Origin of the sequence: Pseudomonas sp. SDI, from assembly GCF_003105155.1 — a bacterium.
Taxonomy (GTDB): Bacteria; Pseudomonadota; Gammaproteobacteria; order Pseudomonadales; family Pseudomonadaceae; genus Aquipseudomonas.
On the sequence record NZ_QETK01000068.1, the window covers coordinates 1 to 934 of the forward strand.

The window sequence follows — 934 nt, forward strand, 5'->3', positions numbered from 1 at the left end:
GCTTTTCTTCCATTGCGGAGTTTTGCTGCCGGTGGCGCTGCGGATGTTGAGGAAGGTGGTGCTGAAGACGCAGGTCTTGTCACCGATTTTGTAGCGGACATGAGCGTAGTTGGTGTCGGGGGAGATTAGGCTTTGGACTATATAGTTATTGCTCTCGCCTCCTTTAAGTGAAGCTTGCGGTTTCGGTTGAGAGTTTTGTTGGGTACTGGTTTCGTTTGCATTTGTGATGGTGTAGATCGCAAGTTCGGAATCCGTAGCACCCAAGTGCTTAACCGTAACTGTCACTGCTGGTCCCGCTTGCACTACTCCGGTAGTCATTAAAACAGCAGTTGCTGCCACGTTAAGCAGGATTTTTTGAGTTTTCATAAATGTACATTTCCTTGTAATTGTAGATATGCGATAGCGAACTTCTTGCTCGTTATTGCCTGGTACGAAGCACTGGCCAAATCACCAATGCTACGAATCTGGGGGTATCAAAGCGGGCGTTAACTCAACGTACCCAGGCGCAATGTCCGTGGTCTCCATGCCTTCAGGGACGGTTCGTTGTGCGCTGACTGAAACCCGTGTTCCGTGCCCTGTGCCGTCGGTGCTGTACATGACATATGCCAACCTGAAGTGCAGACAGCGCGTCGGGACCGTTGCCTTTTCGGGGGCGCAGCACCACGCCGGTAAAGGAGAGGTGCGTCTGTGATGCAGAAAAACCAGAGGTATCTCTGGTTTTTTGTGTAATGAGTGGCTGAAAACTGGCTGCACCGACGTTGCCTGCGATCAGGGGACGAATCTCGGGTGACTTGTTCGGAGCATCCTTAAGAATTAATTGTCAGCAGGTCCGTTTACGATGTCGTTATCCGGGGGCTGTTTCGTTGCTTCGGTTTCGTTCGTCTGGCCTGTCAAGGAGCCTTTGTCGAAGTACTCTTCGAGTTTTGCGAACAGG

Annotated in this window: 1 protein-coding gene; it reads right to left on the reverse strand. The window is 51.1% G+C overall.

The window, feature by feature from the left end; all coding sequences use genetic code 11:
* Window positions 1-366: hypothetical protein (locus DCO48_RS22635; RefSeq protein WP_133247634.1), on the reverse strand; the 366-nt coding region annotated here is incomplete at its 3' end.
* Between the last annotated feature and the right edge of the window lie 568 nt (window positions 367-934).